The following is a 25608-nucleotide window of genomic DNA, read 5'->3' as shown; positions in this document are numbered from 1 at the left end:
ACCATGTGTGAAGCTGGTGCCCGTATAGCGGACATCTGTTCCCTGTAAGCGGTACGCCCACCCAGACTGTGGCCCGTTCACCCTCCTCAGCCAATGGACAGGGCTGCCCATGTCACGGACCACCGCGCCCGAGCCCGTCGACCGCAAGGTCGACCAGGCACCCCCCTCACAGGGACTCACGCACGGCCTCAAGCAGCGCCATCTCTCGATGATCGCCCTCGGCGGCGTCATCGGCGCCGGCCTCTTCGTCGGATCCGGTGCCGGTATCGCCGCCGCCGGTCCTTCGATCGTGGTCGCCTACGCCATATCCGGCCTGCTCGTCATGCTCGTGATGCGGATGCTGGGCGAGATGTCGGCGGCGAACCCGGCCTCCGGCTCGTTCTCGGTCCACGCGGAGCGCGCGATCGGCCCGTGGGCCGGCTTCACCGCGGGCTGGGCCTTCTGGTTCCTGCTCTGCGTGGCCGTGGGCCTGGAGGGCATCGGCGCGGCGAAGATCATGACCGGTTGGTTCCCGGGCACCCCGGAGTGGGCCTGGGTCGCCCTCTTCATGCTGGTGTTCTGCGGCACCAACCTGGCGGCGGTGAAGAACTTCGGCGAGTTCGAGTTCTGGTTCGCCGCCCTCAAGGTCGGCGCGATCGTCCTCTTCCTCGGCATCGGCGTCCTCGCCATCGTCGGCGTACTGCCCGGCACGGACGCCCCCGGCACGGCGAACCTCACCGGCGACGGCGGCTTCTTCCCGAACGGCTCCGAGGGGCTGATCGTCGGCCTGCTCGCCTCGGTGTTCGCCTACGGCGGTCTGGAGACCGTCACCATCGCCGCCGCCGAGTCGGAGCACCCCGTGCAGGGTGTCGCCAAGGCGGTCCGTACGGCGATGTGGCGCATCGCGCTCTTCTACATCGGCTCGATGGCCGTCATCGTGACCCTGGTCCCGTGGGGCGACAAGGCGGTCGTCGACAAGGGCCCGTACGTGGCCACGCTCGACCACCTGGGCATCCCCGCCGCCGGCCAGATCATGAACGTGGTCGTGCTGGTCGCCCTGCTGTCGGCGATGAACGCCAACATCTACGGCGCCTCCCGCATGGCCACCTCGCTGGTCGCCCGCGGCCAGGGCCCGAAGGCGCTGGGCCGTACGTTCGGCGGCGTGCCGCGCCCCGCGGTCCTCGTCTCCTCGCTCTTCGGCTTCCTCTGCGTGCTGCTGAGCTACTGGCGTCCGGACGACATCTTCATCTGGCTCCTGAACACCATCGGCGCGATCATCCTCGTCGTCTGGTTCTTCATCGCCGTCTCGCAGCTGCTGCTGCGCCGCAGGACCGAGCGCGAGGCGCCCGAGAAGCTCGTCGTGAAGATGTGGGCGTTCCCGGTGCTGACCTGGGTGGCGCTGGCGGGCATGGCGGCGATCTTCTTCCTGATGGCGCGCGAGGAGGGCACCCGGGTCCAGCTGTACTGGACGGGCGGCCTCACGGCGCTGCTCGCGGTGATCGGCTTCGCCCTGCAGAAGGTGCGCGGCTCGTCGCGTCAGGACGCCTGACCCCACGACATCGACCCTCGCGGAACCCCCGGGCCCCTCGGCCCGGGGGTTCCGTGTTCTCCGGGCACGCCACGCCCCGAGTCCTAGGCCCAAGGGCTGATCATTTCGAGACACTGCTGCTGCTAGCCTGCACATGCATAGAGGTTGCAATAAGGACCAGCAGCGAGAGGCTCGGCACATGGCGATCTACACCCTTCCGGAACTGCCGTACGACTACGCGGCGCTGGAGCCGGTGATCAATCCGCAGATCATCGAGCTGCACCACGACAAGCACCACGCGGCGTACGTCAAGGGTGCGAACGACACCCTGGAACAGCTGGAAGAGGCGCGCGACAAGGAGCAGTGGGGCTCGATCAACGGCCTGGAGAAGAACCTCGCGTTCCACCTCTCCGGCCACATCCTCCACAGCATCTACTGGAACAACATGAACAGCCCCAAGGACGGTGGCGGCGGCGAGCCGCTGGCCGCCGACGGGGTGGGCGAGCTGGCCGACGCGATCACCGAGTCCTTCGGCTCCTTCGCCAAGTTCAAGGCCCAGCTGACCAAGGCCTCCGCGACCACCCAGGGCTCCGGCTGGGGTGTCCTCGCGTACGAGCCGATCAGCGGCCGGCTGATCGTCGAGCAGGTCTACGACCACCAGGGCAACGTCGGCCAGGGCTCCATCCCGGTCCTGGTGTTCGACGCCTGGGAGCACGCCTTCTACCTGCAGTACAAGAACCAGAAGGTGGACTTCATCGAGGCCATGTGGCAGGTCGTCAACTGGCAGGACGTGAACAAGCGCTACCAGGCCGCCAAGACGTCCGTCCCGCTGATCTCCTTCTGATCTCCTTCTGATCTCCCGCCGATCCCGGAGACCGGACCCCTGATCCCGGAGATCGGACCCCGCTCGTCCTGCTCGTGATCGTCTTCTCAACCTTCACGTGCGGGCGGATGAAAGAAGAACCCCCGTGATGACGTGAATCACGGGGGTTCTTCCATGGCCGGGGCCGGGGGCTACTCGAAGCTCGGCGCCGCCGTCCGCGTGCGCTTGATCTCGTAGAAGCCGGGCGTCGACGCCACCAGCAGGGTGCCGTCCCACAGCCGGGCCGCCGCCTCGCCGCGCGGGGTCGGCGTCACGACCGGGCCGAAGAAGGCGACCTCGTCGCCCTCCGCGCCGGGGACGGAGATGACCGGCGTGCCCACGTCCTGGCCGACCTTGTCGATCCCCTCCTTGTGGGAGGCGCGCAGCTCGGTGTCGTACGTGTCCTTGTCCGCGTAGTCCACCAGCTCGGCCGGCAGACCGACGTCCGACAGGGCCGCCGAGATCGCCTCGCGGGTGGGGCCCTCGCCGTTGTTGTGGAACCGGGTGCCGAGCGCCGTGTAGAGCTTGCCGACCACCTCGTCGCCGTGCAGCTGCTGGGCCGCTATGACCACGCGGACCGGGCCCCACGCCTTGGTCTCCAGCATCTCCCGGTACTCGGCGGGGACCTCGTCGAGCCTGTTCTCGTTGAGGACGGCCAGGCTCATCACCTTCCAGCGCACGTCGACCGGGCGCACCTTCTCGACCTCCAGCATCCAGCGGGACGTCATCCAGGCCCACGGGCACAGCGGATCGAACCAGAAGTCGGCGGTGGTCCTGCTCTCGGACATGTCACTCCTCGGGGGACGGATGTCTATGCGCCAGACGGGGCAACACCGTCGGTCGGTCCGGGCATTCCCCGCGTGCCGCGCGTCAGCGGCACATGGGAGGATCGGTCCTGTTTCGAAGGCGCCACGAAGGAGTGACCGTGCCCGGTGAGAATCTGTCCCGCGACGAGGCCCGCGAGCGGGCCGCGCTGCTGTCCGTAGACGGGTACGAGGTCGCCCTCGACCTGCGCTCGGCGGTCGGCGAATCCGCGGACGGGGATGCCCCCGCCGACGGCACGGCGCGGCCGCGCACCTTCCGCTCGGTGACGACGATCCGCTTCCGCCGTACCGGCACGGGCTCCGCCACCTTCGTCGACCTGATCGCCCCGTCCGTGACCTCCGTCGAGCTCAACGGGCGCGCGCTCGACCCGGCGGTCGTCTTCGACGGCGCGCGGATCGCGCTGGACGGCCTGGCCGACGAGAACGTCCTGGTGGTGGACGCGCAGTGCGCCTACAGCCGGACCGGCGAGGGCATGCACCGCTTCGTCGACCCGGAGGACGGCGAGGTCTACCTGTACACGCAGTACGAGCCGGCCGACGCCCGCCGCGTCTTCGCCAATTTCGAGCAGCCCGACCTGAAGGCCCCGTACCGCTTCGAGGTGACCGCGCCCGAGGGCTGGACGGTCTGGTCGAACGGCGTGGGCGAGCAGGACGCCGACGGGGTGTGGCGGTTCGCCGAGACGGCCGCGATCTCCACCTACATCACGTGCGTCGTGGCCGGTCCGTACCACTACGTCACCGACACGTACAGGCGCGGGGACCTGGAGATCCCGCTCGGCGCGATGTGCCGCAAGGGGCTCGCCAAGCACTTCGACGCGGAGGACGTCTTCCTCGTCACCAAGCAGGGCTTCGACTTCTTCCACGACAACTTCGACTACCCGTACCCCTTCGGGAAGTACGACCAGGCCTTCGTCCCCGAGTACAACCTCGGCGCGATGGAGAACCCGGGCATGGTGACCTTCCGCGAGGAGTACATCTACCGCGGCAAGGTGACGCAGGCGGCCTACGAGCGCCGGGCGAACGTCATCCTGCACGAGATGGCCCACATGTGGTTCGGCGACCTGGTCACCATGGTGTGGTGGGACGACCTGTGGCTGAAGGAGTCCTTCGCCGACTTCATGGGCTCCTTCTCGCTGGCGGAGGCGACCCGCTTCACCAACAGCTGGGTGACCTTCGCCAACAGCCGCAAGTCGTGGGCGTACCGCGCCGACCAGCTGCCGTCCACGCACCCGATCACGGCCGACATCCGTGACCTGGAGGACGCCAAGCTGAACTTCGACGGCATCACGTACGCCAAGGGCGCCTCGGTCCTGAAGCAGCTGGTGGCGTACGCGGGCAGGGACGCGTTCATGGAGGGCGCGCGCCGCTACTTCAAGCGCCACGCCTACGGGAACACGCGCCTCGACGATCTGCTGTCGGTCCTGGAGGAGACCTCCGGGCGCGACATGAAGGCGTGGTCGCGGGCCTGGCTGCAGACCTCGGGCGTCAACACGCTGACGCCGGTCGTCACCTACGACGCGGACGGCCGCGTCACGGAGCTGGCCGTCCTCCAGGAGGGCGACGAGCTCCGGCCGCACCGGGCCGCCGTGGGCCTGTACCGGCTGTCGCCCGAGGGCGAGCTGGTCCGGTTCGCGCGGGCGGAGGCGGACATCACCGGGGCGCGGACGGTCGTCGCCGGACTGGCCGGTGAGGAGCGGCCCGACCTGGTGCTCGTCAACGACGACGACCTGACCTACTGCAAGATCCGTTTCGACGAGGGTTCGCTGGCCACGCTGCGGGCGCACCTCGGCGACATCACCGACCCGCTGGCCCGCGCGCTGTGCTGGTCGGCGCTGTGGAACCTGACGCGGGACGGTCTGATGCCGGCCCGGGACTTCGTCGCGGTGGTGCTGGAGTTCGCCGGCCGTGAGACGGACATCGGCGTTCTCCAGATGGTGCACGCCTGGGCCCGCTCGGCGGTCACCCACTACGCGGCGCCCGAGTGGCGCCCGGAGGGCGGCCGGCTGCTCGCCGAGGGCGGGCTGCGCGAGCTGCGCGTGGCCGATCCGGGCAGCGAGCACCAGCTGACCTGGGCGCGCTTCTTCGCGGCGACGGCCGCGTCGGACGCGGACTTCCAGTTCCTGGAGGGTCTGCTCGACGGTACGGCGCGGATCGACGGCCTCGACGTCGACCAGGAGCTGCGCTGGTCGTTCCTGGAGCCGCTGGCGACGCACGGCCGGGCGGACGAGGCCCGGATCGGCGAGGAGCTGCACCTCGACGACACCGCGACCGGCAAGCGTCACCAGGTCCGCTGTCTGGCGGCCCGGCCCTCGGCGGCGGTCAAGGCGCAGGCGTGGGCTCAGGTCGTCGAGTCGGACGCGCTGTCGAACGCGCTGGTGGAGGCGACGATCGCGGGCTTCACACAGCCTTCGCAGCGGGAGCTGCTCGCGCCGTACGCGGAGAAGTACTTCGCCGCGATCGAGCGGGTGTGGGCCGAGCGGTCGATCCAGATCGGCATGGACGTGGTCCGGGGGCTGTTCCCGGGCCTCCAGGACGACGAGTCGACCCTCGCGGCGACGGACGCGTGGCTGTCCGCGCACGAGGACGCGGCGCCCGCGCTGCGCCGGCTGGTTCTGGAGTCGCGGGACGACCTGGCGCGGGCGCTGCGCGCGCAGGCGTGCGACGGCAGGGCGTAACCGGCCGCGGGCAGACGTTCCGCACGTGCGTCCCCCAGGACACGGTCCTGGGGGACGCACGTGTGTCCGGAACCGGTGAGGGCCGGTCGCGCCTATTCGGCACTCGAACGCGCGTACTTTAGGGCGGGCTTGTCCCGATTTCGCGACGCGCTTGTAACAGCGGTTAGCGGAGGGCCGGGAAGCGGAAGACCCCCGTCATGAACCACAACACCCCCATCAGCCCCCGCCCGCTCCCCCTCCCCGCGGACACCGAGGACCGCCACCACGTGCTTTCCGCCTCCCAGTTGCGCGCCCGGGGGATGGCCGGCGCCGAGATCGCCGCCCGCTGCAAGCCGGGCGGCGGTTGGCAGCAGCTCCTGCCCGGCGTCTACCTGTCGCACCCGGGACAGCCCACCGCCGAGGAACGGCTGCAGGCCGCGCTCCTGTACGCCCGCCGCTCCGGCGCCGTGCCCTCCCAGAGCCCCGACGCGATGATCACCGGGCCGGCGGCGCTCGCCCTGCACGGTTTCTCGTCGGCTCCCCCGCTGACCTCCCTCGACCGCGTCGACGTCCTGGTGCCGCGCACCCGCCGGCTCCGGTCCACCGGCTGGGTCCGGCTGGAGCGCGCCCAGGAGATGCCCGAGCCGCTGGTGCTCGCCGGGGTGCCGGTCGCCCCGGTGGCCCGGGCGCTCGCCGACACCGTGTCCGGCCTGACCGACGCGGTCACGGTGCGCGGGCTGCTCACCGAGGCGGTACGCGGCGGGCACTGCGAACCCAGCGCGGTGGTGCGGGAGTTGAACCGGGCGCGACTGCTCTCCCGGCCGCACGTGGTGGACGCCGTGGACTCGCTGCTCGCGGAGGGCCGGAGTATCGCCGAGGCGCGACTGTACGAGATGGTGCGGGAGTTCGCGCTCCCCGACCCGCTGTGGAACGTGGACCTGCGGCTGCCCGGCGGACCGCACCTCGGCGGCCTCGACGCGTACTGGCCGGACCAGGCGGTGGCGGTGGAGCTGGACACCCGGGCGCCGCGGCAGGACGACGACGCGATGTGGTCGGAGTACACCCGCAAGCGCGAGCACCTGGAGCGGCTCGGCATCACGGTCGTCCACATCACCCCGCGCAAGCTGCGCGAGGCGATGGACCAGCAGGCCACGGTGGTCCGTACGGCCCTGATGGCCGCGTCGGACCGGCAGCCCGCGGCCTATGTCGTCGTCCTGCCCCGGTGACGCGTCAGCGGCAGAACTCGGCCTCGACGACGGCCCCGCTGTCGCCCGTCCAGTCCGCGTTGAAGTTCATGGCGAGCGAGTGCTCGCCGTTCCTGGTGGCGACGGCCTCGGACGAGGAGCCGTGGATGCCGCCGCCGTGTCCCCACACCTCCTTGCCGCAGCTCAGCTTCTGCCGCATCAGCCCGAGGCCGTAGGAGAACTCCGGGGCCTCGGCGCTGACGGGCACCGCCGTCGTCATCTCGCGCATCTCGGCCCTGGGCAGCAGCTTGCCCTTCAGCAGGGCCCGGTAGAAGGTCTGCAGGTCGTTGGAGTCGGAGATCATCTCCCCGGCCGCGCCGGCGATGGTCGGGTTGAGCTCCGTGACGTCGTGGACCGTCGTCGCGTTCTCGTCGAACGACAGCTTCGAGAACGCCCGTGAGCTCGGCTTCGGCATCGTGACGGTCGTCCCGGGCACGCTGGTGGCGCGCAGCTTCAGCGGCTTGACGATCCGGCGTTCGACCTCCTTGCCGTACGGACGCCCCGTGACCTTCTCGATCACCATGCCCGCCAGGACGTAGTTGGTGTTGGAGTAGTTCCAGGCGGTGCCGGGGGCGAAGTCCGGCGCGTGGGTCATCGCGATCGCGACGAGCTGTTCCGGGGTCCAGGTGTCGTAGCGGTGCTTCAGGAAGTCGGGGCCGAAGACCTTCTGCTGGAACCCGGGGTCGGAGGTGACGCTGTAGATCCCGCTGGTGTGGTTGAGGAGCTGACGGACGGTGGTCTTCCGGCCGTCGTGACCGTTGCCGCGGACCACTCCGGGCAGCCACTTCTCGACGGGGTCGTCGAGGTCGAGGCGGCCCTCGGCCTGGAGCTGGAGAAGGACGGTGGCGACGAAGGTCTTGGTGATCGAGCCGACCCGGTAGCGGTCCTTGCCGCCGCGCTCCCCGGCGGTCCCGGTCCAGGAGCGGTGACCGGTGCGGGCCTGGGCGACGGCGCCCGGGACACCCGCCTCGACCGCCGCGTCGAGGGCCCGCTGGGTGGCGGTGTGGTCCGGCTTCTTCGGCGCGGTGGCCGCGACGGCCGGCGCGGCCAGCGCTCCGGCGGTGAGCGCGGCCACGGCGGTGGCGGCGAGGACGGTACGGGCGGCGCGTGCGGATGTCATGCGGGTTCCCCTGTGGTCGTGTGCGTCCTGCGGTCACGGAAGGGGACTGCCGCGGTGGGCGCGGCGGTTGAGCGGGCCGCCGTGGTTGAGCGGGATTCAGCCGTTCGCGGGATCGGCGAGGCGGGAGCGGCCGACGGGCGGGCGTTCGCGCCACAACTGCAGCCCGATGTCGACGAGTTCGACGCGGGTGAGGTCCTGGACGGAGGCGAGCGGGTGCCAGGCGGCGAGGTCGGTGGAGCCGCCGGTCTCGTTGCGCAGGGCGCCGCCGGTGATCCGGGACTCGTAGATGATCCGCAGGCCCTGGAAGTCTCCGGCGTCGCCGAGCCTGCGGATCCAGCCGCGCCGGATGGAGTCGATGCCGAGCAGTGCGACCGGCTCGGTCAGATAGCCGGTCTCCTCCTCGACCTCGCGCACGACGGTCTCGACCGGCTCCTCGCCGTGGTCCATCCCGCCGCCCGGCAGGGTCCACCGCTTGTTGCCGGCGCGGTCCACCCAGCGGGCGAGGAGCATCTCGTCGTCACGGACACACACGGCGTAGGCCGCCACCCTCAACTCCTTTTTCATGAACCGAGGTTAGAACCAGTACACGGGATATGTCCGCCCGGTCGCGCGGGCGCCGGCGAGACCGACGGCGACGAGCAGGAGGCTCGCGAGGGCGAGCAGGGCGAGGAAGGTCCAGAACGGCGGGTTCTGGAGGGCGACGATCACCGCCGTCGCCGCGGCGGGCGAGTGCGGGGTACGGGCGGCCATCATCACGCCGAGCGCGAGCCCGCCGGCGAGGGCCGCTCCCCAGAGTCCGGGGCCGGCGACGAGCAGCACGGCGAAGCCGGTGAGCGCGGAGAGCAGCTGTCCGCCGACGACCGAGCGGGGCTGCGCGAGGGGCAGGTCGGGCGCTCCGGCGACGAGCGCCATGCTGGCGGCCAGGGGCGGGATCAGCAGCGGCTGGCGCAGCAGGGCGCCGACGGCGACGAGCGCGAGCAGGGCCGCGAGGCTGACGGAGGTGGCCGTGGCCATGACGCGCGGGCGGGGGCGGGCGGGGGCGGCTGCCATTCAGGGGTCCAGGGGTGGGTTGGCGGGTGAGTACTCGGGGTGCGACCAGCGCAGGGGGCTGGCGTACGGGGTCTCGACGGTCCGCTCGACCAGGAAGCGGGTGGTGCGGACCCCGTCGGGGCCGTACGTGGTGCGGGCGCGGCCGGTCAGCCGGACCGTGGTGCCGGTCCGCCAGTCGAGGAAGAGCAGACCGGCCCGGTCGTCCGTCTCCAGGTTGCCGAGGGTCAGGAACATCGCGTTGCCCGGATAGTCCCGCCAGCGGAGTTCGGTGGGCGATTCGACCCGGACGAAGCCCGGATGGCCGCCGCGGTGGCCGGCGTCCGCGCCGTCGGGGGCGACGGTCGCGATGAAGAAGGTGTCGGCGGCGCGGACGAGTGCGGTCTGGCCGGGGGTGAGCGCGGTGGCGTGGCGCGGGGTGCCGGGCGGGGTGGTGGTGTCGGGCGCGTACAGCTCGCGCTTCTGGAGGTACTTCGGGCAGTTCGAGAAGACCTCGTCCGCCTCGACGGTAAAGCCCCGGGCGCTGGGACGCGCGAGGCCGTTGAGGCGCATGCGGCGGCGGGTGCGGGGGTCGAGGGCGAGCGTTCCGACGGGGGTGCCCGCGGGGACGGGCAGGGGCGCCGCCACCGAGATCGTGTGCGGGCCCGTCGCCCGGACGAAGCCGGGGGTGCCGGTCAGGAGGGTGCAGAGGACCCGTCCTTCGGCGTCCGCCGCGGCGAGCACCAGCATCGGCTGGAGCTCCAGGAAGGCGGCGGCGACGGGGCGGATGCCGGTGCCGATGGAGCGGCCGACGTGGGCGGCGAGATCGCGGACGCCGACGCGCTGCTGGACGGTGAGGGAGCCTTCGTTGTAGACGTCCATGGTCCTGCGGCCCTTCGTGTGCGGGTACGGGGTCGGGTGCGGGCCCTCGGCACGGTGAGCGCGTTCGTGCGGTGCGCCCACCCGTGGCCCCCAGGGCTTCGTCGTCCCGGGGGACCTCCCTGCCGAACGATGGCCCACGGGGCGGTCGGTTCTAGAAGAAGCCGCAGGTGGGAGCAGCTTCCACCGGGGCTTCCGCGTGCTCCGCGCCCGTCGGGGCGAAGATCTCCAGCCGGGTGCCATCCGGGTCGTGGAAGAAGATGCCGCCGGAGGAGGCGCCCTCGGCGTGGGGGACGACGCCCTCGTAGGCGAAGGAGGCGCCGCGTTCCGTGAGGGCCGCCTCCGCGGCCCTCACCCGCTCGATCGACTCGGCCTCGAAGGCGAGGTGGTGCAGGCCCGCGCGGGCGGCGTCGTACCCGCCCTCCGCCTGCTGCCAGAGCGTGAGGACCAGCCGGCCGCCCTGGCCCAGGAACGCGAACCGGCGGCCGTCCTCCTTGCCCTCGCGCAGCGGCTCGAAGCCCAGGACGTCCACGTAGAAGCCGAGCGAGCGTTCCAGGTCCGTGACGTTGAGCCCGATGTGGCCGGTGTTCAGCGTTCCGATCGCCGACATGGCGGTTCCCTCCGGTCGATGGCTAACCTCTTAATTCGACTTTAGGGGTTAGTAAGCGATCGCGCAACCGGTCACGTAACCTTGAGGGGTTAGTTCACCGAGGAGGGCGCCCGTCATGACCGTTTCCGACCCGCGGCCCCTGCTCGGCGAGCCCGTCTCGCTCGACCTGCTCAACACCCGCTGGATGTCGGACGGCGTACGCCAGGACCTCCTCACGGACACCGACGGCCTCGGCGTCTGGCTCGCCTCGAACGGACTCGACGAGCGCTTCGCCGCCGACGCGACGACGCTCCGCCACACGCTCGCCGCCCGTGACGCGCTGCTCGCCCTCACCGACACCCCGGGCGACCCCGCCGCCGTCGCGCGCGTCGACACCGTCCTCGGACACGGCCGCATCCGCGCCACCCTCACGCCCGAGGGGCCGGGCGAGGAGCCGGAGTTCGAGGACGCCGCCTGGGGCCCCGCCTGGACGGCCGCCCGCGACTACCTCGACCTGCTGCGCGCCGCGCCCGACCGGATCCGGTCCTGCGCCCACGAGGCGTGCATCCTGCACTTCTTCGACACCTCGCGGAACGGCACCCGGCGCTGGTGCTCGATGGCGATCTGCGGGAACCGGGCCAAGGCCTCACGGCACTACGCCCGTACAAAGGACAACTAACCGGCGGTTCGCGGGAGTCGACTCGTCCCGCTTGACGGCGATACCTCCCGCCGTGGCGTAACGCGTCCCGTGGCGGATGTACGCCACGGCCCTAAACCGCCGTCGACAACTCTCCACAAACCCCTGTCACTTGCGATTGGCTGAGCGGTCATCCGGTACCGAAATCCGGACCCTCTTCTTTCACAAACAGGGATGTAAATGACCACCCCCGAATCGCAGAGCTCCATACCCGGGCGCTCGACCCCTGGGCACAGACGCGCGGCCCGTATCGCCGCCGCCGCCGGACTTGTGACCGCGCTCATCGCGGCCGGCGCCGCTCCGGTCCTGGCCGCCGACGACCCGGCGACCACTCCCCCGGTCAAGTCCGCCGACTCCGCCGACAAGCTCGGGCCGACCGACGCCCAGCGCCTCACCGAGGCCGAGGCCACCGGCGAGAAGAACGTCACCATCCTCGTCGCCACCGCCCCCGGCGCCACCGAGCAGGTCGCCGGCCAGCTCGACGCCGTCCAGGGCGCCTCGGTCGGCCGGCAGGACGACAAGCTCGGCTACGTCCGCGCCACCATCCCGACGGCCAAGGCGGAGGCGGCCATCACGGCCGCCACCAAGCTCTCCTCCGTCCAGTCGATCGACCTCCAGGCCGAGATCAAGCTGGACGACCCGACCCCCGACGCGGGCACCACCGGCGCCGTCGAGGGCACGACCGTCTCCACGACGTACCCGGCGCCGAACAGCAAGACGCCGGCCAAGAACCCGTACAACCCGTCCCACGAGACGGGCGCGGTCGAATTCGTCGAGGACAACCCGCGCGCCGACGGCCGCGGCGTGACCATCGGCATCCTCGACTCGGGTGTCGACCTGGGCCACCCGGCCCTCCAGAAGACCACCACCGGCGAGCGCAAGATCGTCGACTGGGTCACCGCCACCGACCCGCTGACCGAGGGCGACGGCACCTGGCGCGCCCAGGTCACCCCGGTCGCCGGCCCGGTCTTCACCGCCTCCTCGCAGTCCTGGAAGGCGCCCGAGGGCTCCTACCAGTTCAGCCGCTTCAACGAGGCGATCACCGCGGGCGGCGACCCGGCCGGTGACATCAACCGCGACGGCGACACGGCCGACCTCTTCGGCATGCTGTACGACCCGGCCGCCGGCACCGTCCGCGTCGACACCGACCAGAACAACGACTTCACGGACAACGCGCCGATGAAGCCGTACAAGGACGGGTACCAGATCGGCTACTTCGGTACCGACAACCCGGCCACCGAGGTCGTCGAGAAGACGCCCTTCGTCGTCGAGATCCGCAAGGACGTCGCGATGGACCCGCTCGGCGGGACCTGGGTCGGCCAGAAGCGCGACTTCGTCAACATCGGCATCGTCGAGTCCTCCCACGGCACGCACGTCGCCGGCATCACCGCCGCGAAGGGCCTCTTCGGCGGCCGGATGAACGGCGCCGCGCCCGGCGCGAAGATCGTCTCCTCGCGCGCGTGCACCTGGACCGGCGGCTGCACGAACACCGCCCTCACCGAGGGCATGACGGACCTCGTTGTCAACCGCGGCGTCGACATCGTCAACATGTCGATCGGCGGCCTGCCCGCGCAGAACGACGGCGACAACGTCCGCGCCCGTCTCTACACCCGTCTGATCGACCAGTACGGCGTGCAGCTGATCATCTCGGCCGGCAACTCCGGCCCGGGCATCAACACCATCGGCGACCCCGGCCTGGCCGACAAGGTCGTCTCGGTCGGCGCGGCGATCTCCAAGTCGACCTGGGCGGCCAACTACGGCTCGGCCGTCACCAAGTCGTACGCCATGTTCCCCTTCTCCTCGCGCGGTCCGCGTGAGGACGGCGGCTTCACCCCGACCATCACCGGTCCGGGCTCGGCCGTGAACACCATCCCGACCTGGCAGGCCGGCTCCGGCGTGCCCGAGTCCGGCTACGCGCTGCCCGCCGGTTACGGGATGCTCAACGGCACCTCGATGTCCTCCCCGCAGGTCGCGGGCGCGAGCGCGCTGCTGCTCTCGGCCGCGAAGCAGAAGCGCATCGAGCTCTCCCCGCTCACCCTGCGCACCGCGCTCACCTCCACCGCCCACCGGATCTCCGGCGTCGCGGCGCACGAGCAGGGCTCGGGTCTGATCGACATCAACGACGCGTGGGAGTCGATCAAGGACGGCGCCACGGCGCACGAGTACAAGGTCGAGGCCCCGGTCGACACCGCCATCTTCCCGGCCCCGCACACCGGCACCGGTGTGTACGACCGTGAGGGCGGCCTCAAGGTCGGCCAGAAGAAGGTCTACGACGTCACCATCACGCGCACGACGGGCCCGAACCGGCCCATCGAGCACGAGCTGGAGCTGAAGTACAACGACGGCACCTTCCGGATCCTCGGCGACGACGAGATCGACCTGCCGCTGAACAAGCCGGTCACCGTCAAGATCCAGGCCAAGCCGGCCTCGGCCGGTGTGCACAGCGTGATCCTGGAGGCCGACGACGACCGCACCGAGGGCGTGGACAAGCAGATCCTCGCCACCTCGGTCGTCGCGAGCGACCTGACCGCGCCCGGCTTCGCCTTCTCGGCGTCCGGCTCGGTCCAGCGCAACAGCCACAAGTCGTACTTCGTGACGGTGCCGGAGGGCGCGAAGACCCTCGAGGTCGCCCTCGGCGGGCTGAAGGAGAAGAGCCAGACCCGGTTCATCTCCATCCACCCGTACGGTGTGGCCTTCGAGTCCACCGCGTCCAACGTCTGCTACCCGCACTACAACCCGGGCAACGGCTGCCGTGCGGACCTGCGTTCGTACGCCAACCCGACGCCGGGCGTGTGGGAGATCGAGGTCGAGTCCCGTCGTACGTCGCCGGACCTGGACAACCCGTACAAGCTGGACGTCTCGGTCCTCGGTGCCGACTTCGACCCGGCGGTGCAGACCGTCGCCGAGGCGAAGGTCGGCACCCCGGCCTCCGTCGAGTGGACGGTCACGAACACGTTCGCGGCCCTCGACGGCAAGCTGAAGGGCGGCTCGCTGGGCTCCCTGAAGGCCGAGACGCCGACGATCAAGCACCACGAGCAGCAGACGAAGACCGTCACCATCGGTGAGGGCGTCGACCGCCTCGACATCTCGATCGGCAACACCTCCGACAAGGCCGCCGACCTCGACCTGACGGTCCTGCGCGACGGCGTGCAGGTGGGCCAGGCCGCGGACGGCGACTCGGAGGAGGCCGTCTCGCTCGTCAAGCCGGCCGCCGGTACGTACACCGTGGTGATCGACGGCTACTCGGTGCAGGCCGAGGGCGGCACGACCTTCGACTACAAGGACGTGTACTACTCGGCGGCCCTCGGCAGCGTCCAGGTCGACGCGTCGAAGGGCTACCCGCTGGCCAACGGCGCGAGCGCCAAGGTCGGCGCCGAGGTCCTGGTCGCCGGTGCCGCGCCCGAGGGCCGGCAGTTCTTCGGCGAGGTCCAGCTGCTGAACGCGCGCGGCACGGTCGCGGGCGCCGGCAGCGTGGTGATCGGCAAGGTCACCCCGTAACACCGCCGTACCAGTGAGGGGCGGGCGCCGGAACCGGTGCCCGCCCCTTCCCCGTCTCCCCCACCGCCGCCCCGCCCTGCCGCCCGCTCGCCGTTTCCGTCCCGATCCTCGGACAATGGATTGGACAAGGCGGGCCGGGACATACGCATCATGGACGGCAGCAGCCTGCACAAACGTACGGAGGAGTCCCCGTGAAGGTCGGAATCGTCGGAGCCACCGGTCAGGTCGGCACAGTCATGCGCACCATCCTGGCCGAGCGGCAGTTCCCCGTCGACGAGCTGCGGCTCTTCGCCTCCGCCCGCTCCGCCGGCACCGTCGTCGACGGCGTCACGGTCGAGGACGCCTCCACCGCCGACTACACCGGCCTGGACATCGTCCTGTTCTCCGCCGGCGGCGCCACCTCCAAGGCCCTCGCCGAGAAGGTGGCCTCCCAGGGCGCCGTCGTGATCGACAACTCCTCCGCATGGCGCCGCGACCCCGAGGTCCCGCTGGTCGTCTCCGAGGTCAACCCGCACGCGATCAAGGACCGCCCCAAGGGCATCATCGCCAACCCGAACTGCACCACGATGGCCGCCATGCCGGTCCTCCGGCCGCTCCACCAGGAGGCCGGCCTGACCGCGCTGGTCGCCACCACCTACCAGGCCGTCTCCGGCTCGGGCGTGGCCGGTGTCGCCGAGCTGCGCACCCAGGCGTGCGCCGTGGCCGAGAAGGCCGACCAGCTCGCCTTCGACGGCGAGGCCGTGGAGTTCCCCGAGCCCGCCGTCTACAAGCGCCCGATCGCCTTCAACGTCGTCCCGCTGGCGGGCTCGATCGTCGACGACGGCACGTTCGAGACGGACGAGGAGCAGAAGCTCCGCAACGAGTCCCGCAAGATCCTGGAGATCCCCGACCTCAAGGTCTCCGGCACCTGCGTCCGCGTCCCGGTCTTCTCCAGCCACTCGCTCCAGGTCAACGCCCGCTTCGAGCGTCCGATCAGCGTCGAGCGGGCCTACGAGCTCCTCAAGGACGCCGAGGGCGTCGAGCTCTCCGAGATCCCGACCCCCCTCCAGGCCGCCGGCAAGGACGCCTCGTACGTCGGTCGCATCCGCGTGGACGAGACCGTCGACAACGGTCTGGCGCTGTTCCTCTCCAACGACAACCTGCGCAAGGGCGCCGCGCTGAACGCGGTGCAGATCGCGGAGCTGGTCGCCGCGGAGCTCCGCCAGGGCTGACGACGTTCCGTGTCGAAGGGGCGACCGTCCGGAAGGGCGGTCGCCCCTTCGGCGTCCCCTGGTCACGGTCCGGCCGAATTCGGACAACGCGTTCGAGGCCGGGCCCGGGGGTGACAGGATCCGCAGCATGACCCAGTTACCCAGCGGTGCCGACGTCCCGGTGCCCGCCCAGGCCCTCCGGGTCGCCGTCGCATGGCGGGCCGCGCCGGGAACACCCGAGGTGGACGTCTCGGCGCTGCTGCTCGACGGGGGTGGACGGGTGCGGGGGGACGCGGATCTCGTCTTCCAGGGCCAGGTCCAGCACCCCTCGGGCCGGGTGCGGCACCTGGGCCGGTCGGCGCCCGGCGCTCCCGGCGACACGGCCGCGGACTGGCTGTGGCTGGACCTCGCGCATCTGGAGCGGGGCGTCGAGCGGGTGGTCGTCGCCGCCTCCACGGACGAGGGGACCTTCGGGCAGGTGCCCTCCCTCGACCTGCGGGTGACGGACCCGGAGGGCACACCGGTGGCGTACGCCGCGATCGGGGAGGCGACCACGGAGCGGGCGTTCGTCCTCGGCGAGTTCCACCGGTGGGAGGGCGGCTGGCGGTTCCGTGCGGTGGGGCGGGGGTACGCCTCCGGTCTCGCGGGCCTCGCGACGGACTTCGGCATCGTGGTGGAGGCCCCGCCGGCGCCGATCCCGGGCCCGGGCTACGTCGCCCCCACGCCGGTCCCGGGCCCGGGCTACGCCACCCCCACGCCGGTCGCGGGCCCGGGCTACGCCACCCCCACGCCGGTCGCGGGCCCGGGGAACGGGGTCATGGGGCCGGCCGTGGCCACCGCCCCCTCGCCGGTCCCCGTCGCCGTCGACCCGTTCTCCACCGACTTCCGCCCCTCCGTCCACCAGGGCCGCGGCAAGGAGACCGTGCACTGCGACCCGTCCCTCCCGCCGGGCTGGGTGCTCCTGGAGATCGAGTCGCGCCACTCGATCTCCACCACCATCGAGTCCTGCGACGCCCACGGCCGCCCCGAGGGCTTCCTGCTCATGGCGTACGAGGACGACGTACGGGCCCGTACCGTCGCGCTCGTCCCACGCGGCCGGCCGCTGTCGCTGCGGGTCGAGGCGGACACCCCCTGGACCCTGCGCGTGCTCCCCCTCACCCACGCCCGCCGCTTCGAGAGCCTCGTCGAGGGCCACGCGCACGACCTCGTCGTCTACGACGGACCGCCCGGTGTCCTCGACGTCCTCCACCTCGGCGCGTCCCCCTTCACCGTCCACCGGCACGCGCCGCCGAGCGAGCCGGAGTACGACGCGGAGGACCGGGAACTGCTCGTCGACGAGATCGGCGAGGTCCGTGTCAGCGTGCCCGTGGCGGGTCCCGGACTGCTGCGGATCAGCGGCGACGGACCGTGGAAATGTGCGGTGCGGCGCTGAGGCGCGGCGTGGAAGGATGAGCCAAACGTCACGAAACCGAGGAGTTGACCGGGTGCCTGGCACAAACCTGACCCGTGAAGAGGCGCAGCAGCGGGCGAAGCTGCTGACCGTGGACGCGTACGAGGTCGACCTCGACCTCTCCGGTGCGCAGGAGGGCGGCACCTACCGGTCCGTCACCACCGTCCGCTTCGATTCCGCCGAGGCCGGTGCGGAGACCTTCATCGACCTCGTCGCCCCCGCCGTGCACGAGGTCGTCCTCAACGGCCACGCGCTCGACGTCGCCGCCGTCTTCCGGGACTCGCGGATCGCGCTGGCCCATCTGCGGCAGGGCCCGAACGAGCTGAAGGTCGTCGCGGACTGCGCGTACACCAACACGGGTGAGGGACTGCACCGGTTCGTCGACCCGGTCGACGACCAGGCGTACCTCTACACCCAGTTCGAGGTGCCGGACGCCCGCCGCGTCTTCGCCTCCTTCGAGCAGCCGGACCTGAAGGCGACCTTCCAGTTCACCGTGAAGGCGCCGAGCGGCTGGACGGTGATCTCCAACTCGCCGACGCCGGAGCCCAAGGACGACGTGTGGGTGTTCGAGCCCACCCCGCGGATCTCGACGTACATCACCGCGCTGATCGTGGGCCCGTACCACTCGGTGCACTCCTCCTACGAGAAGGACGGCCAGAGCGTCCCGCTCGGCATCTACTGCCGTCCGTCGCTGGCCGAGTTCCTCGACGCGGACCACATCTTCGACGTCACGCGCCAGGGCTTCGGCTGGTTCCAGGAGAAGTTCGCCTACGACTACCCGTTCGCGAAGTACGACCAGCTCTTCGTGCCGGAGTTCAACGCGGGCGCGATGGAGAACGCGGGCGCGGTGACCATCCGCGACCAGTACGTCTTCCGCTCGAAGGTGACGGACGCGGCGTACGAGCGCCGGGCCGAGACGATCCTGCACGAGCTCGCGCACATGTGGTTCGGCGACCTGGTCACCATGGAGTGGTGGAACGACCTGTGGCTGAACGAGTCGTTCGCGACCTTCACCTCGGTCGCCTGCCAGGCGTCCGTGGAGGGCACCCGCTGGCCCAACGCCTGGACGACCTTCGCCAACGCGGAGAAGACCTGGGCGTACCGCCAGGACCAGCTGCCGTCCACGCACCCGATCATGGCCGAGATCAACGATCTCGAGGACGTGCTGGTCAACTTCGACGGCATCACCTACGCCAAGGGCGCCTCGGTCCTGAAGCAGCTGGTGGCGTACGTCGGCCAGGACGAGTTCTTCAAGGGCGTGCAGGCGTACTTCAAGCGTCACGCCTTCGGGAACACCCGTCTGTCCGACCTGCTCGGCGCGCTGGAGGAGACCTCCGGGCGTGACCTCAAGGCATGGTCGAAGGCGTGGCTGGAGACGGCCGGCATCAACATCCTGCGCCCGGAGATCGAGACCGACGAGAACGGCGTCATCACCGCCTTCGCCGTCAAGCAGGAGGCTCCGGCCCTGCCCGCGGGCGCCAAGGGCGAGTCGATCCTGCGTCCGCACCGGATCGCGATCGGCTTCTACGACCTGGACGCGGCCGGCAAGCTGGTCCGGGTCGACCGGGTCGAGCTGGACGTCACCGCCACCGAGCTGACGAACGTGCCGCAGCTGGCGGGCAAGCCCCGTCCGGCGGTGGTGCTCCTGAACGACGACGACCTGTCGTACGCCAAGGTCCGTCTCGACGAGGTGTCGCTGAAGAACGTCACCGAGCACCTCGGCGACTTCACCGAGTCGCTGCCGCGCGCGCTGTGCTGGGCCTCCGCCTGGGACATGACCCGCGACGGCGAGCTGGCCACCCGCGACTACCTGGAGCTGGTGCTGTCGGGCATCGCCAAGGAGACCGACATCGGCGTGGTCCAGTCGCTCCAGGGCCAGGTCAAGGCCGCGCTCGACCTGTACGCGGCGCCGGAGTGGCGCGAGGCGGGGCTGACCCGCTGGACCGACGCGACCCTGGCGCACCTGCGTGCCGCCGAGGCCGGCAGCGACCACCAGCTCGCCTGGGCGCGGGCCTTCGCGGCCACCGCCCGGACCCCGCAGCAGCTGGACCTGCTGGCGGCCCTCCTGGAGGGCGGCGAGTCCATCGAGGGCCTGGCCGTCGACACCGAGCTGCGCTGGGCGTTCGTGCACCGCCTCGCGGCGACCGGCGTCTACGACGAGCCGGAGATCGCGGGCGAGCTGCAGCGCGACCCGACCGCCGCGGGTGAGCGCCACGCGGCGACCGCGCGGGCGGCCCGCCCCACGGAGGCGGCGAAGGCCGAGGCATGGGCGTCGGTGGTGGAGTCGGACAAGCTGGCGAACGCCGTGCAGGAGGCGGTGATCGGCGGCTTCGTGCAGACCGACCAGCGCGAGCTGCTCGCCCCGTACACGGTGAAGTACTTCGCGTCGATCAAGGGCGTCTCGGAGACCCGTAGCCACGAGATGATCCAGCAGATCGTGGTCGGGCTCTACCCGACGGTCCAGGTCTCGCAGGAGACGCTGGACGCCACGGACGCCTGGATCGCGGCGAACGACCCGGCGCCGGCGCTGCGGCGTCTGGTGACGGAGTGCCGTGCGGGCGTGGAGCGCGCGCTGAAGGCGCAGGCCGCGGACGCGGCCGCCGCGTGACGGTCACGGTGTGAGCGACGAAGGGGCACCCTCCCCCACGGAGGTGCCCCTTCGTCCGTTTGGGTCCGCTCGGCGGGCGGGCGTCGGCGCGCGGCCGCCCGCCGGGCGGAAGCGTGTCAGCCGCCGAGCGTCGCGTAGCGCGTGCGGAGGTCGGCCGCGCCCTGCTCGGTGAGCGAGCCGTGCAGCCGCATCCGGGCGACGCCGCCGTCGGGGAAGGCGTCGAGGCGGACGTGGGTGACGACGGCCTGCGCGGGGAGCTTGAAGCGGTGCAGGGTGTCGGGCTGCAGCTTGGTCCGGGGGATGATCTCGAACCACTCGCCGGTCTCGCCGTTGCGGCCCTGGAGCGCGATCCAGCCCGCCGAGTTGCCCTTGAGGTACGCGGTGTCGATCTCGACGGCGCGTACGACGCCCTGGGCGGCGAGCCGGAAGCGGACCCAGTCGTTGGTTCCGCGGACCCGGCGGCGGCGGTTCTCCCAGCCGTCGTCCATCTTGCGGGAGGTGCCGGGCAGGATGATCTGGGTCGGCGAGGAGTAGAACTTGTCCGAAGCGTCCTCGTACACGCCTCCGTTGAGTACGGAGATCAGGTCGAGGGTGCCGAGGAGCTCCAGCCACTCGGGGTCGGGCACGACCTCGCCGTGGACCCGCAGCCGGGCGATGCCGCCGTCGGGGTGCTGGCAGAGGCGCAGGTGGGTGAAGCGGCGCTCGACGTCGATGGCGAAGCCGTTGGCGGCGTGGCCGCGTACGGGGGTGGGCGGGACGATCTCCTCCCACTTCACGTCGTCGGCGAGGAGCTGCTCGGGGCTGGGCGAACCCTCGACGGCGGTGGCCTGGATCGACACCCGCTGCGGGTAGTTGCCGCGGAAGTGGGCGGTGTCGACGATGATGCCGCGGATGACGCCGGGGGCGCCGAGGCGGACGATCGCCCAGTCGTGGTCCTCGGGCGCGGGGAAGACGTTCTCGGCGTCGGCGCCGCGGCGGCGGCGGGTCTCCCAGCCGTCCATGATCTTGCCCTTGTGACCGAAGTGCTCCGGGTCGAAGACGGCGCGCTCGCGGACGAGGAGGTTCTCGCGCTCGGCGAAGAACTCGTCGTTGGCGGCGACGACGCCGGCGCCGAGACGGCGGTCGGCCAGGTCGACCAGCTCGGTGAAGGGGAAGTCACCGGTCCGGTAGTCGGCGTACGGGTCGCCTCCGCCGTAGGGCGCGGCGTCGTTGGCGTGCGGGTCCTGGTCCTGGCTCGTCTCGAAGGTCATGCGTCGACTGTGCGCCCCGAGGACCTGGTGGGTCCATCGAATGTTTTCGACAGGTATTTTCAGCTCTGCTGAACAATTCGAGGCGAGCTCTGCTGAACAATCCGAGGTCAGCTCTGCTGAACGGTCTCGCGCTGGGCCGCCGCCTGGCGGAGCGCGCCGAGCACCCGGGCCACCGCGACCCCCTCCTCGGCCCCGCGCCGCACCGCCGCGACGACATGGCGGCGCGGCTGGTCGGCGGAGAGGACCCTCATGACGACGCCCGCGCGGCGCTCCGCGGAGGCCATCCGCGGCACCAGGGCGACGCCCATGCCCGCTTCGACCATGGCGAGGATCGCGGTCCAGCCCGCGGCGCTGTGGGCCTGTTCGGGCACGAATCCGGCGGCTTCGCAGGCTGCGGTGGTGATCTCGGACCAGGGGCCGGAGCCGCCGAAGATCCAGGGTTCGGCGGAGAGGTCGGCGAGTCTGAGCCCCGGCGCCTCCGCGAGCGGGTGCCCGGCCGGCAGGGCGACGTCGAGCGGGTCGGCCAGGAGGGGGACGCGGCTGAACTTGGGGTCGCGGACGGAGGGGGCGTGCGCGGCGAGCGAGAGCGCCAGGTCGACCTCGCCGGCGCCGAGCAGTTCGTACGCCTCGGACGCCTCGGCCTCGCGGATCCGGACGTCGAGTCCGGGGTGCGCGGTGCGCAGCTGCTGCACGGCGGGGACGACGAGCGCGGGTACGGCCGTCGAGAAGGCCGCCACTCGCACCTGTCCGACCTCCCCGCGCAGATAGCCGTCCAGCTCGGCGTCGGCCCGCTCCAGTTGGGCGAAGACGGCCTCGGCGTGACGGAGCACGAGATGCGCGGCGTCGGTGAGCCGGACCCGCCTCCCCTGGGCCTCCAGGAGCGGCACACCGAGCTGCTTGGCGAGGTTGGTGAGCTGCTGGGAGACGGCCGAGGGGGTCATGAGCAGCGCCTCCGCGGTCGCGGTGACGGTGCCGCGATCGCGGAGCGTACGGAGGATCTGAAGCTTCTTGATGTCCCACTCGGTCATGGGGCGCAACCTACCGGGGGCCGGGGGCGGATCGACATTGAACGCGTTCAAGAAAGGCCTTGAACGCGTTCAATTCACCGGACAGGATGGGAGCATGACGACGGACGCCCCCTACCTGAACTTCGGCGCGGTCCTCCTACGCCTTCTTGATGTCGCGGTCCGCTACCTGGCGACCTACGCGGCCGTGTGGTTGGCGATCGGCCTGACCTGGAGTCCGCCGGCGCATGACTGGCCCGGTCTCGGCCCCTTCGACGGCCGCCCCCGGACCGAGATCGTCCGCAGCCAGCTAGAGACGGGCCTCGAACTCTCCTACATGATCGCGGCGCCGTCGATCCTGATCATCTGGCTCTTCGCGCTGGCCAGCGAGCGGACCGGGATGGCCTTCCGATGGCGCCTGGCCGCGCTCCTGCTCCTGCCTCTGTGGTTCCTCATGTTCGGCGTGGCGGGCGACATGTACGGGCTGCTGCTCCTGGGGCAGGTCGGCTTCGCGCTCGTCCTGATGCGCGTCCCACTCATCCGCGTGCACGCGCGGCGCTCGCCAGTGCCACCCCGCACAGGATGAGTGCCATGGACGCGCCGCCCGCGAGGCCCAGTTCCTCGCCGAGCAGTGGGTACGAGAGCAGTGCCACGCAGACGGGCTGGAGGTAGTAGACGACTCCCGCGCGGGCCGCGCCGATGAGGGTGACGGCCTTGTTCCAGGCGAAGAAGGCGACGGCGGAGGAGAAGACTCCGACGTAGAGCAGCGGTCCGACGGTGGCGACGGCGGGGTCGAAGCCGCCCTGGACGGCGAGGCTGACGCCGTAGGCCGGGAGCAGCATCAGGGCGCCGAGCGCGAAGGTCGTGAAGAGGAACGCCGGCGCGCCGATCTCGACGGGCTTGCGCTTGAGCAGGGCGCTGTACGAGGCGAAGGACAGGGCGGCCGCGAACATCCACAGGTCGCCCGCGGTGAAGTCGACGGCGAGGGAGCCCTTGCCGACGAGGAGCAGGACGCCGAGCGCCGCCAGGAGCATCCCGAAGGTGCGGCGGGCGCCGAGGCGTTCGCCGCCCAGGCGGGAGTAGAGCGCCATGATCACCGGCGAGGCGGCCATGATCATGCCCATGTTGGAGGCGGAGGTGGTCAGTCCGGCCTGGTGCACGAGGGTGTTGTAGAGGGCGACGCCGAACAGCGAGGCGAGGGTGACGTAGCCGAGATGGCGGCGGATCAGACTCCGCTGCCGCCATGCCCGCCCGGCCGCCAGGGGGGCGACGGCGACGAGGGCGATGACCCAGCGCCAGAAGACGGCCTGGACCGGGGAGACGGAGTCGGCCATGTCCCGGGTGGCGACGAAGCTGCCGGACCAGACGACCGTGGCGACGAGCGCGAGGAGAACGCCGAGGCCGGCTCCGCGCGCGAGGTTCCCCGCGGGTGCCGGCTCGTCGGTCGCTCTCGGTGCGGTGCGGTCATGGTCCAGAAGCGTCACGGTGATCCTCTCGTTCGGTGAGGCTCTACCGTCGCACCGAGGAAACATCCAGGTCCATCGAAAGTTCCTGACGATTCCTTTCAGGAGAGCTGAAAGGTTGGACCTTCGCCGCAGCGGGGGTACGCGGGGTCAGCTGACCGGCCAGGGTGGCGCCGAAGGCGACCGCCATTCCGACGAGCTGCACCGGACCCAGCGCCTGCCCGAGCGCCACCCAGCCGATGACGGCCGCGGTGATCGGCGAGAGCGGACCGAGCAGGGTCACGGAGGAGGCGCTCAGCCGCCCGATCCCGCGGAACCAGAGGAAGTACGAGATCGCGGTGTTGCCGAAGGCCAGGTAGGCGTAGCCGAGCAGGTTGACGGAGTCCATGGCCGGCGGTGCGCCCTCGATCAGGAGGGCGATCGGCAGGATGACCAGGCCGCCGGCGGTGAGCTGCCAGCCCGTCAGGGCGAGCGCACCGACCCCCTCGGGCCTCCCCCAGCGCTTGGTGAGGACCGTGCCGGCGGACATCGACAGGGCGGAGAGCAGCCCGGCGACGACACCCACGAGGTCGAGGGCCGCACCCGCCTTCAGGACGACGAGACTGACGCCGAAGGCGGCCGCGACGGCCGTGAGCAGGGACCGCACGGTGGGCCGGTCACCCAGGAAGAGGCTCGCGAGGCCGACGACGAAGAGCGGCCCGACCGAGCCGACGACGGCCGCGACGCCGCCGGGCAGCCGGTACGCGGCGAGGAAGAGCAGCGGGAAGAAGGCGCCGATGTTGAGGCCGCCGAGGACCGCGGACTTCCACCACCAGGCGCCCCGCGGCAGCTTGCGGGTGAGGGCGAGCAGCAGCAGCCCCGCGGGGAGGGCGCGCATCAGACCGGTGAAGAGCGGCCGGTCGGGCGGCAGGAACTCCGTGGTGACGAAGTAGGTGGAGCCCCAGGAGATCGGGGCGAGCGCGGTGAGGGCGGTGACGGCGGCCTTGCGGGACATGACGGGTCCCCCCTGGTTCGGAGTGCGTCCGAGTGACTTGGCAATAAGTAGCTTAGTTCTAAGTTACTTATTTGCAAGCCACTTTCGCCTAAGCTTCTTCCTCGCGAGTGGCTTACCGCTCAGTGACTTACTTGCCGTCGAGTCGATCGATCAGGAGACTGCCGCCATGGAGAGCACCGAGACCCCCGCCCACGACGCCGTCGACGCCATCACCGACCAGTGGGCGGCCGTCCGCCCCGACCTGGACACGGTGCCCATGGCCGTCTTCGGACGGATCTACCGGCTGGCCGCCGCGATGCGCGGCCGCGTCGACAAGGCGTACGCGCCCTACGGGATGGCGCTCGGGGAGTTCGACGTGCTGGCGACCCTGCGCCGCTCGGGCGAGCCGTACACGCTCTCGCCCCGCGAGCTCACCGCGACCCTGATGATCACCACCGGGGGGATGACGGGCCGGCTCGACAAGCTGGAGAAGGCCGGGCTGCTCAGCCGCAGCCCCGACCCCCACGACCGGCGCGGGCTGCGGGTGACGCTCAGCGAGCGGGGCCGGGAGCTGGTGGACCAGGCGGTCGGCGCGGGTCTCGCCCGGCAGCGCGACGCCCTGGAGTCCGCGCTCACGCCCGAGGAGGCGGAGCAGCTGGCGGGCCTGCTGCGCAAGCTCCTGGCGACCACGGCCGGGTGAACGCGCACGAGGGCGCCGGGTCGGCTCGACGGCCTCGTCGGCGGTGTGCTCGTGGACGGTGACCCCGAGC

General features: G+C 71.3%; 21 protein-coding genes. 11 read left to right on the top strand and 10 right to left on the bottom strand.

Going from position 1 to position 25608, the window contains the following annotated elements; genetic code table 11:
- The first annotated feature begins 109 nt into the window (after nt 1-109).
- Both AB0D99_RS29350 and AB0D99_RS29345 read left to right on the top strand, forming a co-directional pair.
- Nucleotides 110-1528 carry an amino acid permease gene (locus AB0D99_RS29350; RefSeq protein ID WP_362368803.1) on the top strand — a complete coding sequence of 473 codons (1419 nt, stop codon included), beginning with the start codon at nt 110-112 and terminating at the stop codon, nt 1526-1528.
- A 178-nt stretch (nt 1529-1706) separates the two neighbouring features.
- Nucleotides 1707-2351, top strand: a complete 645-nt coding sequence (locus AB0D99_RS29345) for a superoxide dismutase (RefSeq protein WP_362368800.1) — start codon at nt 1707-1709, stop codon at nt 2349-2351.
- 170 nt (nt 2352-2521) lie between these two features.
- Here the strand turns inward: AB0D99_RS29345 and AB0D99_RS29340 are convergent, their stop codons facing one another.
- Nucleotides 2522-3157, bottom strand: a complete 636-nt coding sequence (locus tag AB0D99_RS29340) for a DsbA family protein (RefSeq protein ID WP_362368797.1) — start codon at nt 3155-3157, stop codon at nt 2522-2524.
- Between the two features lie 137 nt (nt 3158-3294).
- Here AB0D99_RS29340 and pepN (AB0D99_RS29335) point away from each other — a divergent pair, with 137 nt between their 5' ends.
- Nucleotides 3295-5868: an aminopeptidase N gene (gene pepN, locus AB0D99_RS29335; RefSeq protein WP_362368794.1), complete on the top strand. Its 2574-nt coding sequence runs from the start codon at nt 3295-3297 to the stop codon at nt 5866-5868.
- Between the two features lie 197 nt (nt 5869-6065).
- Nucleotides 6066-7073: a hypothetical protein gene (locus AB0D99_RS29330; protein ID WP_362368791.1), complete on the top strand. Its 1008-nt coding sequence runs from the start codon at nt 6066-6068 to the stop codon at nt 7071-7073.
- A gap of 4 nt (nt 7074-7077) precedes the next feature.
- Here the strand turns inward: AB0D99_RS29330 and AB0D99_RS29325 are convergent, their stop codons facing one another.
- The 5 genes from AB0D99_RS29325 to AB0D99_RS29305 form a co-directional block, all read right to left on the bottom strand.
- The gene (locus tag AB0D99_RS29325; RefSeq protein ID WP_362368788.1) at nt 7078-8211 is read right to left on the bottom strand and encodes a serine hydrolase domain-containing protein; all 1134 of its coding nucleotides are present in this window, start codon (nt 8209-8211) and stop codon (nt 7078-7080) included.
- A 96-nt stretch (nt 8212-8307) separates the two neighbouring features.
- Nucleotides 8308-8775 carry an NUDIX domain-containing protein gene (locus tag AB0D99_RS29320; protein ID WP_362368785.1) on the bottom strand — a complete coding sequence of 156 codons (468 nt, stop codon included), beginning with the start codon at nt 8773-8775 and terminating at the stop codon, nt 8308-8310.
- 9 nt (nt 8776-8784) lie between these two features.
- Nucleotides 8785-9261, bottom strand: coding sequence for an HPP family protein (locus AB0D99_RS29315; RefSeq protein ID WP_362368782.1), 477 nt, complete (start codon nt 9259-9261; stop codon nt 8785-8787).
- Nucleotides 9262-10119 carry a pyridoxamine 5'-phosphate oxidase family protein gene (locus AB0D99_RS29310; RefSeq protein WP_362368779.1) on the bottom strand — a complete coding sequence of 286 codons (858 nt, stop codon included), beginning with the start codon at nt 10117-10119 and terminating at the stop codon, nt 9262-9264. It abuts the gene before it with no gap.
- A gap of 151 nt (nt 10120-10270) precedes the next feature.
- Nucleotides 10271-10726: a VOC family protein gene (locus tag AB0D99_RS29305; RefSeq protein ID WP_362368776.1), complete on the bottom strand. Its 456-nt coding sequence runs from the start codon at nt 10724-10726 to the stop codon at nt 10271-10273.
- A gap of 115 nt (nt 10727-10841) precedes the next feature.
- Here AB0D99_RS29305 and AB0D99_RS29300 point away from each other — a divergent pair, with 115 nt between their 5' ends.
- From AB0D99_RS29300 to pepN (AB0D99_RS29280), 5 genes are all read left to right on the top strand, one after another.
- Entirely contained in the window at nt 10842-11384 is a 543-nt protein-coding gene (locus tag AB0D99_RS29300; protein ID WP_362368773.1) for a CGNR zinc finger domain-containing protein, read from the top strand.
- A 198-nt stretch (nt 11385-11582) separates the two neighbouring features.
- On the top strand, nt 11583-14900 hold the full coding sequence (locus AB0D99_RS29295; RefSeq protein ID WP_362368770.1) for a S8 family serine peptidase: 3318 nt from the start codon (nt 11583-11585) through the stop codon (nt 14898-14900).
- A 191-nt stretch (nt 14901-15091) separates the two neighbouring features.
- The gene (locus tag AB0D99_RS29290; RefSeq protein WP_362368767.1) at nt 15092-16111 is read left to right on the top strand and encodes an aspartate-semialdehyde dehydrogenase; all 1020 of its coding nucleotides are present in this window, start codon (nt 15092-15094) and stop codon (nt 16109-16111) included.
- Nucleotides 16112-16238: 127 nt separating this feature from the next.
- Nucleotides 16239-17522: a TerD family protein gene (locus AB0D99_RS29285; protein WP_362368764.1), complete on the top strand. Its 1284-nt coding sequence runs from the start codon at nt 16239-16241 to the stop codon at nt 17520-17522.
- Between the two features lie 52 nt (nt 17523-17574).
- Nucleotides 17575-20148, top strand: a complete 2574-nt coding sequence (gene pepN, locus AB0D99_RS29280; RefSeq protein ID WP_362368760.1) for an aminopeptidase N — start codon at nt 17575-17577, stop codon at nt 20146-20148.
- A gap of 116 nt (nt 20149-20264) precedes the next feature.
- Here the strand turns inward: pepN (AB0D99_RS29280) and alc are convergent, their stop codons facing one another.
- Together alc and AB0D99_RS29270 are read right to left on the bottom strand one after the other, a co-directional pair.
- The gene (gene alc, locus AB0D99_RS29275; protein WP_362368757.1) at nt 20265-21398 is read right to left on the bottom strand and encodes an allantoicase; all 1134 of its coding nucleotides are present in this window, start codon (nt 21396-21398) and stop codon (nt 20265-20267) included.
- A gap of 107 nt (nt 21399-21505) precedes the next feature.
- On the bottom strand, nt 21506-22426 hold the full coding sequence (locus AB0D99_RS29270; RefSeq protein ID WP_362368754.1) for a LysR family transcriptional regulator: 921 nt from the start codon (nt 22424-22426) through the stop codon (nt 21506-21508).
- Between the two features lie 94 nt (nt 22427-22520).
- On the opposite strand from AB0D99_RS29270, the gene AB0D99_RS29265 reads away from it, so the two are divergent.
- Nucleotides 22521-22988 (top strand): hypothetical protein, encoded by a 468-nt coding sequence (locus AB0D99_RS29265; RefSeq protein WP_362368751.1) that lies wholly within the window; start codon nt 22521-22523, stop codon nt 22986-22988.
- On the opposite strand, the gene AB0D99_RS29260 is transcribed toward AB0D99_RS29265, so the two are convergent.
- Together AB0D99_RS29260 and AB0D99_RS29255 are read right to left on the bottom strand one after the other, a co-directional pair.
- A complete protein-coding gene (locus AB0D99_RS29260) occupies nt 22939-23877 on the bottom strand; it encodes a DMT family transporter (RefSeq protein WP_362368889.1) in 939 nt (312 codons plus the stop codon). The two genes, AB0D99_RS29265 and AB0D99_RS29260, sit on opposite strands and share 50 nt — an antisense overlap.
- A 34-nt stretch (nt 23878-23911) precedes the next feature.
- Entirely contained in the window at nt 23912-24859 is a 948-nt protein-coding gene (locus AB0D99_RS29255; RefSeq protein WP_362368748.1) for an EamA family transporter, read from the bottom strand.
- A gap of 166 nt (nt 24860-25025) precedes the next feature.
- On the opposite strand from AB0D99_RS29255, the gene AB0D99_RS29250 reads away from it, so the two are divergent.
- On the top strand, nt 25026-25538 hold the full coding sequence (locus AB0D99_RS29250; RefSeq protein ID WP_362368745.1) for a MarR family transcriptional regulator: 513 nt from the start codon (nt 25026-25028) through the stop codon (nt 25536-25538).
- The last annotated feature ends 70 nt before the right edge of the window (nt 25539-25608 follow it).

Origin of the sequence: Streptomyces sp. NPDC047971, assembly GCF_040653355.1 — a bacterium.
In the GTDB taxonomy this organism is placed as follows: Bacteria; Actinomycetota; Actinomycetes; order Streptomycetales; family Streptomycetaceae; genus Streptomyces.
The sequence above is the reverse complement of the archived record's forward strand: the minus strand, read 5'-3'. Positions and strand labels throughout refer to the sequence as shown.